7 protein-coding genes are annotated in these 7739 nt (G+C 61.5%); all 7 read right to left on the bottom strand.

Annotated features, from left to right (window positions below):
• Positions 1–1580: outer membrane protein assembly factor BamA (gene bamA / locus A2I95_RS23845; RefSeq protein ID WP_291733841.1), on the bottom strand; the 1580-nt coding region annotated here is incomplete at its 3' end.
• Between the two features lie 400 nt (positions 1581–1980).
• The gene (rseP, locus tag A2I95_RS23840; RefSeq protein WP_291733839.1) at positions 1981–3330 is read right to left on the bottom strand and encodes an RIP metalloprotease RseP; all 1350 of its coding nucleotides are present in this window, start codon (positions 3328–3330) and stop codon (positions 1981–1983) included.
• Between the two features lie 4 nt (positions 3331–3334).
• Entirely contained in the window at positions 3335–4507 is a 1173-nt protein-coding gene (dxr, locus tag A2I95_RS23835; RefSeq protein WP_291733838.1) for a 1-deoxy-D-xylulose-5-phosphate reductoisomerase, read from the bottom strand.
• A gap of 16 nt (positions 4508–4523) precedes the next feature.
• Entirely contained in the window at positions 4524–5300 is a 777-nt protein-coding gene (locus A2I95_RS23830; RefSeq protein WP_291733836.1) for a phosphatidate cytidylyltransferase, read from the bottom strand.
• Positions 5297–6055: an isoprenyl transferase gene (locus A2I95_RS23825; RefSeq protein WP_291733835.1), complete on the bottom strand. Its 759-nt coding sequence runs from the start codon at positions 6053–6055 to the stop codon at positions 5297–5299. Before A2I95_RS23825 ends, A2I95_RS23830 begins: the two co-directional genes overlap by 4 nt.
• An 8-nt stretch (positions 6056–6063) precedes the next feature.
• The gene (gene frr / locus A2I95_RS23820; protein ID WP_291733833.1) at positions 6064–6627 is read right to left on the bottom strand and encodes a ribosome recycling factor; all 564 of its coding nucleotides are present in this window, start codon (positions 6625–6627) and stop codon (positions 6064–6066) included.
• Positions 6628–6891: 264 nt separating this feature from the next.
• Positions 6892–7641: a UMP kinase gene (gene pyrH, locus A2I95_RS23815; protein WP_027258780.1), complete on the bottom strand. Its 750-nt coding sequence runs from the start codon at positions 7639–7641 to the stop codon at positions 6892–6894.
• Between the last annotated feature and the right edge of the window lie 98 nt (positions 7642–7739).

Genomic DNA, 7739 nt, shown 5'->3' with positions numbered 1-7739 from the left:
ATCCGTTTGGTGCGGTATTCCGAGAAACTGGAGTCGGTTTCATTCAGACCCAGGTCCAGATCAAACCTAAGATCCCGCCCCAAGAGGTAAGGTTCGGTAAAGCCCAGCACATAGGAATCCGATTCCGTCGCTGTGGCGATATTGAAAGACAACCGCTGACCGCGGCCCAGAAAGTTGTTCTCGGTCAGGCCGACGCTGACCCCGAAACCATCCGTGACCGAGTATGCGCCGCCAAGGTTCAGGGACCCGGTCGGCTGTTCCTCGACGTCGACGTCGATAATCACCTGATCGGACGAGCTGCCCTCGCGGGTTTCCACATCAGCATTGGCGAAGAAGCCAAGCGCCCGAATGCGCTCTGCACTGTTGCGGATGGACCGCGGGTTGAAGGGGTCGCCTTCTACCGAGCGGAATTGCTGACGGACCACCCGGTCCAGCGTGGTGGTATTGCCTTCGATATCGATACGTTCGACAAACACCCGCGGGCCGCGGCGCAATACGAATTCGATATCCAAGGTCAGGTCCCGCTCATTGCGGGTGACCCGCGGCTCGACCCGCAGAAAATCGATCTCACTACGGACAGCCAGCCCTTCCATCCGGTCGATTGCATTCTCGACCAGTGTCGGGGAATAGACCACACCGGGCTTGATCTTCAGGGTGGAGCTGAACAGGTCGGCATCCGCTTCCGGCATTTCGCTGGTGACCGATACATTGCCAAACTTGAATTGCTGGCCTTCGGTCACATCAACAACCAGAAAGACCGCATCCCGCTCCCGGGTGACTTCAGCATTGGAGCTGTTCACCCGGAAATCCACATAGCCGCGCGACAGGTAGAAATCCCGCAGCACTTGCTTGTCGAATTCCAGCCGGTCCTCGATCAGCGTGTCCGAGTTGATGAAGCCGCGCAGGAACCCGGCCTGTTTGGTCTGCAGGACCCGGCGCAGGCGACGGTCGGAGTAGACCCGGTTGCCGGTGAACGAGACCCGCTCCACCTCAATGGTGTCGCCTTCGGAAATCTCGAACACCAGATCGACCCGGTTGTTGTTGCGCCGGATTATACGCGGGGTCACGCTGGATGCCAGACGGCCCTGAACACTATAGGCCTCGGCAATCGCTGCGGCGTCACGCTCAGCCTGCGAGGGGCTGAACACCCGGCGCGGCGCGGATTCAATAATCTGGTCCAAGGAATCATCTTTAAGACGGCGATTGCCCTCAAAGCTGATCTGGTTGATGGTCGGAAACTCGGTGACTTTGATCACCAGCGTATTGCCGCGCGGAACCAATTCCACTGTTTCAAATACGCCACTGTCAAGAATGCGCTGATAGGCGTCGTTCAGCTCGCCAGCGCTGACAGTCTGACCGCGTTCGATCCCGGTATAGGCAACAACAGTGGACGTCTGGATCCGCTGATTGCCCTCAACCTGGACCGTATTGAAGCGGAAGCTTTGCGCCTCGGCCGGCAGCGGCGACAATGCATAACCCAGCGCAACCGCCAGAGAAATAGCCGAAACTTTACGGTACAAGATGTTGATGCCCGACTTGCGCTCACCACAGGACTTGCCTGCGACTTTCCCCCAAACCATTTTTTCAGAACCCGATTATTATAGCAGCTTTGGGATGTGCGTACCGGGTTTGAAAGCGCTTGTCAAAACCAACAAAGCGCATTCTGGCAGCAACCGGCACGGCAGGCTTGCGCGCCGGTTGCAGGAATCACAATGCGGCGAGCCAGGCGCCGGCGGTCAATGCGCCCAGGACGGCAAAACCCGTCAGCGCGCGATCCCAATTCAGCCGGACCAACAGGCTCAGGCCACGGTAAGATTGCGAGAGTGTCTGCATCGGTCGTCCCCCAGTTATCATCCACCAGCCCGCACGGCGCCCGTCCGTCCGGCCCGATCTGCGGATTGATAAAAAGTTAACGGGAGAATGTGGCAGCACTTGGGCGGCAAAATGGCCGCCCAAAGTCATCGTATCTGTCTCAGCGCTTCAGCAGAACAGATCATTGCCAAGCGCAAACACCATCAGCGACAGCACAATGGCGATGCCAAGCGACATCAGCACCCGCACGGCCCGGTCGCTGGGCGGACGGCCTGCAACCGCCTCGTAGGCGTAGAACATCAAATGGCCGCCATCCAAAGCGGGCACCGGGAACAGATTCAGCAGGCCCACAGCCGTCGACAGCACCGCAATGAAGCGGATAAAGCTCTCCGCCCCCTGGCTGGCCATCGCGCCCGAGGTCTCGGCAATGCCGATCGGCCCGGACAGGTTGCAGGTGCTGATAGCGCCGGTGATCATATGTTTCAGCCCCGACAGAGAGGTCTCCACAACCGCCCAAACCTGATAGGTGCCCGCCGCCAAAGAAGCGCCGAATCCTGCGGATTCTGTTGCCGGTTCAAAGGCCAGGCCGCCAATGATGCCGATCCGCCAGCGGGTGGCGAAGCCGCCATCCGGCTGCGGCTCATCGGTGCGGCGCGGCGCCAGGGCCATTTCGACCTGCTCGCCATTGCGCCAAACGTCCAGCACCAGCACTTTGCCGTCGGCCGCTTCAACATGCGTCTTGAGCTGGTCAAAGGACACCACCGGCGCGCCATTCATTGCCAGGATCACGTCTTCCGGCTGCAATCCTGCATCCGCGGCAGCGCTGCGCGGCACCACACCGCGCACATAGGGCGGGTAAAGATACGGCCCGCTGACGCTGATTTCAGTACCGTCGCGGCGCACTTGATAGTCCAGCGGCTGCTCTTGCGGCAGGGCCTCGCGGAAGGCGTCCCAGGCATCGGGATCCAGGTAGCTTGGCACTGCCAGACCGCCAGCCGCAATCAGCTCATCCCCCTCCTGCAAGCCGTTCTCGACCCCCGGCAACGGCGCCAGCGCGCCAATGGTCAGCGGGTCGCGCATGATACCTTGGGACATGGCAACAGCAGTAAAGATGATCGCCGACATCACAAAGTTGAACACCGGGCCGGCAGCCACAGTTGCAGTCCTGGCCCATAACGGTGCGCCATGCATGGTGCGGCGCAGGGCTGCCGGATCGTCTGCAGCAGCTTCCATAGCACCGGCATCCTTGCCCGAGGCTGCATCGGCATCACCCAGAAATTTCACATAACCGCCAAAGGGCAGAGCCGCGACCTGCCAGCGGGTGCCGTGCTTGTCCACCCGGCTCCACAGCACCGGTCCGAACCCCAGCGAGAACACCTCGGCGTGGATCCCCGACCAGCGGCCAACGATGTAGTGGCCGTATTCATGCACGGCGACAATCACCGACAGGGCGATGACAAAGCTGGCAATCGTGTAAAGGAAACCGCCAAACTGCGGGACAAAAGCAAGTACGTCCAAAGATCTACCCTATGCGTTCTTCAGCGGCGCGTGCCGCCTGTTGCCGGGCGAGATGGTCAACCCGGGTCACGTTATCAAGTGTCATTGCGGCATCAATGAGGTCACGTTCCGCTGACATGCGCTCCAGCACGGTCTCGGTGACCGCCGCCATATCGGTGAACCGGATGCGGCCCGCGATGAAGTCATCCAGCGCCTGTTCCTTCGCCGCGTTGAAGGCTGCGCCCATCATACCGCCGCGTTCCATTACCTCATAGGCCAGGCGCAGTGCCGGATAGCGGGCCGGGTCCGGAGCACGGAAATTCAGCTGGCCGATACGGGCCAGGTCCAGCCGTTCTACCGGCAGAACCTGGCGTTCCGGCCAATGCAGCGCGTAGCCGATAGCGTGCCGCATGTCCGGCGCGCCCAGATGCGCCATCAGCGCGCCGTCATTGAAGCCAACCAGTGCATGGACCAGAGATTCGGGATGCACCAGCACCTCGATCTGTTCAGGCCGAACGCCGAAATACTCTCGGGTTTCAATCACTTCCAGTGCTTTGTTGAACATGGACGCGCTGTCGATGGTGATCCGCTGACCCATATCCCAATTGGGGTGCGAGGACGCCTGCGCCAAGCTCGCATTTGGCAGGTCCTCCAGCGGCCAGTCGCGGAATGCCCCGCCAGAGGCGGTGATGATGATCCGCTCAACCGCATCAATGTCTTCGCCAGCCAGCCCCTGGAACACCGCCGAATGCTCGCTGTCCACCGGCAGCAGCCGGGCGCCGTATTGCCCGGCAGTCTCCAGCAACAACGCGCCCGCACAGACCAGAGATTCCTTGTTGGCCAGCGCCAGGGTGGTGCCGTGTTTCAGCGCCTCCAGCCCCGGCGCAAGGCCCGCCGCGCCAACGATGGCCGACATGAACCAATCCGCAGGCCGCGCGGCAGCCTCAACCAGCGCCGCCTGCCCTGCTGCAGCCTCGACGCCAGTACCTTCCAGCGCCGCGCGCAGATCCGGCAACCGGTCTTCATAGGCAGTGACAGCGACATCAGCCCGCAATGCGGCGGCGTCCGCGGCCAGCCGTGCGATATTGGCGCCGCCTGTCAGCGCCACCACGTCATAAGCGTCCGGCGCGCGGCGGATCAGATCAATAGTGTTCTGGCCGATTGAGCCTGTCGCGCCGAAAATCGAGACTTTCCGCATAGCTTTTCCTGTCTGGTTATCCCCAGAGGGCGGTCACGGCCAAGAGCATCGCCGCGGCCCCCAGCATCCCGTCGAACCGGTCGAACAGCCCGCCATGGCCGGGAATCAGCCCGCTGGAATCCTTGACGCCCATCTTCCGCTTCAGGGCGCTTTCGGCCACGTCGCCGGCTTGACTGGCCATCGACAGCAGCACCGAAAGCACCACGATGCCATACCCCAGCCCCATCTGCCCGGCAAAGACCGCGCCCGCGATAGCGGCCGCCAGCCAGCCCGCAGCAGTGCCGCTCCAGGTTTTCTTGGGGCTGACACGCGGCCAGAACTTTGGCCCGCCAATCGCCTTGCCCGCAAAATAGCCCGCGATGTCAGTGGCCACCACAATGCAGACCAGCCACAGCATCCAAGCCATGCCCATCTGCCCGCGCAGCCAGATAAAACCGAAACCCGCCAACAGAACCCACAGGGTAAAGCCGGTGAAATACTGCCGCCGTTCGCTGATCTGGCTGAACCCCGCAGCCACAGGGGCCGCCAGCACCGGCAGCACCCAAAGCGCGGGCAGGAACGACGCCAGCAGCACTGCAACAGCAGAGATCGCGCCAAGCTGCAGCGCAGTGCCGCTGCGCGCGGGCTGAAGCATCCGCACCAGTTCCCACACCATGCCCCCGCTGCACATCGCAATCAGCACGTTAAACACCAGCCCGCCGGCCCACACAGCATATCCGCCAGCCGCCACCATCACCACAGCGGACAGCGCCCGCGGCAGCAGGTCCGCCCAACGGCCCTTGGCAGCACTCATGTTTTGACGGCCCCGAACCGGCGGTCGCGGCGGCCATAGCTGTTGCACAGCCTCGCTAGCTCCTCGCCCGAGAAGTCCGGCCAAAGGGTGTCGATGAACTCATATTCCGCATAGGCCGACTGCCATAGCAGAAAGTTCGAGATCCGCGCCTCGCCGCTGGTGCGGATCACCAGATCCGGATCCGGCAGCACATGGGTGTCCAGATATCGCGGCAGAGTTTCCTCGTCGACCTTGCCGGGATCCAGCCGGCCATCCGCCACATCCTGTGCCAGCCGCTTGGTGGCACGGGCGACCTCGTCGCGGCCGCCGTAATTCAGCGCGATAGTCAGCTGCGTGCCGTCGTTGCCTTCGGTCTTCTGTTCCAGCTTGTCCATCAGGTCGATCAGCTTGGCATCCAGCCGCACCCGGTCGCCGATAAAGCGCACCCGGACATTACGTTCCGCTAAAGCGTTCATTTCTTTGGAGATATAGCGCCGGAACAGGCTCATCAGGCCAGCGACCTCAGTCTGGGTGCGTTTCCAGTTCTCGGTCGAAAAGGCAAAGATAGTCAGATATTTAACGCCCAAACCTGGGCAGCACTCGACAACTTCACGCACCCGGCGCGCGCCGGCATGGTGGCCGAACAGCCGCGGCCGCCCGCGGGCCTGTGCCCAGCGGCCATTGCCGTCCATGATGATGGCCACGTGGCGCGGACCAGAGCGGACCGCCGGAGACTCTCCGGCGGCACTCAATTGCGGATTTGCATCTCCTGGCATACTGCCGGTCAGACCTGCATGATTTCGGCTTGCTTGTTCTCAAGCGCCTCATCCACCGCCTTGATCATCTTGTCGGTCAGCTCCTGCACTTCGGCTTCCCAGAACTTCTGATCGTCTTCCGACATGCCGTCGGCCTTGGCCTTCTTGATCTGGTCCATGCCGTCGCGGCGCACATTGCGGATCGAAACACGGCCATGCTCGGCATATTGCCCGGCAACTTTGGTCAGCTCGCGGCGGCGTTCTTCGTTCAGCTCCGGAATCGGCAGCATGATGATGGTGCCGTTAAGCTGCGGGTTGATCCCCAGCCCGGATTCGCGGATTGCCTTTTCGACCTTGCCGACCAGGCCCTTGTCCCAAACGTTGATGGTGACCATCCGCGGCTCCGGCACGTTCACGGTGCCGACCTGGTTGATCGGCGTCATCGAGCCATAGGCATCCACCATCACCGGCTCCAGCATCGAGCCTGAGGCCCGGCCGGTGCGCAAGGACGCAAATTCAGTCCGCAGGTTCGCCATTGCGCCGTCCATGCGGCGCTTCAGGTCATCGGTATCCAGTTCAAAATCATCAGACATTCTGCTCTCTCCCCTTATCTGAGGCGGTCTTCCATTGGCTCATAAGCCATTGGAAGGCTGATGTATAGCGATGTTGGCCAGGATTCGCCGCCGCCGGGATTGCATATTGCCCCCATCGCGGCCTCTCCTGCCCTGCAAGAAATTTAGTTTGCGCTGCGGTGATTTCACGGAATCGCCCCGTCCTGCCAAGGAAGACGCCCCCGCCGGAAACAATAAACGCGGACTGCAAAGAGCCCGCGTCAATCTTCAAACCCGGATCAGGACTTAGCCGTGAACCTTGGTGTAAGTGCCCTTGCCGGCCAGGATGCCGCGGAAGCCGCCCGGCTCATCCAGCGGGAACACGATCAGCGGCAGGTTGTTGTCCCGCGCCAGCGCAATGGCCGAGGCATCCATCACCTTCAGGCGTTTCGCGAAGACTTCGTCATAGCTGATTTCGTCATAGCGGACGGCATCGGCATGTTCCTTGGGGTCCTTGTCATAAACGCCATCAACCCCGTTCTTACCCATAAAGATCGCCTCGCAGGCCATTTCATTGGCCCGCAGGGTGGCAGCGGTGTCGGTAGTGAAATACGGGTTGCCGGTGCCCGCCGCAAAGATGCAGACCCGCTTTTTCTCCAGATGGCGCACGGCGCGGCGGCGAATATAGGGTTCGGCCACCTCATCCATGCGGATCGCAGAAATCACCCGGGTGAAAACCCCCAATTCCTCAAGCGCCGACTGCATGCCAAGCGCATTCATCACGGTTGCCAGCATCCCCATGTAATCAGCAGTGGTCCGCTCCATTCCTTGCGCGGAACCGGACAGCCCGCGAAAAATGTTGCCGCCGCCGATCACCATGCAGATTTCGACCCCCATCTCCTGGACGGATTTCACTTCGCGGGCGATGCGCTGCACGGTCGGCGGATGCAGGCCGAACCCCTGGTCGCCCATCAGCGCCTCGCCCGAAATTTTCAGCATGACGCGTTTATAGGCGGCGGCCGGATGCAGTTCCGGCTTTTCTTGCGGTTGAGGCATGTTGCGCTCCAGAAGATGTGAGGGTTAGTTTGCGCGCAAAATGAAGCAAATCGCTGCCGGTTTCAATCCGCGCCGCGCGCTTTCCGCACAGTTTTGCG

This window comes from Leisingera sp. F5, from assembly GCF_001593695.1.
The sequence above is the reverse complement of the archived record's forward strand: the minus strand, read 5'-3'. Positions and strand labels throughout refer to the sequence as shown.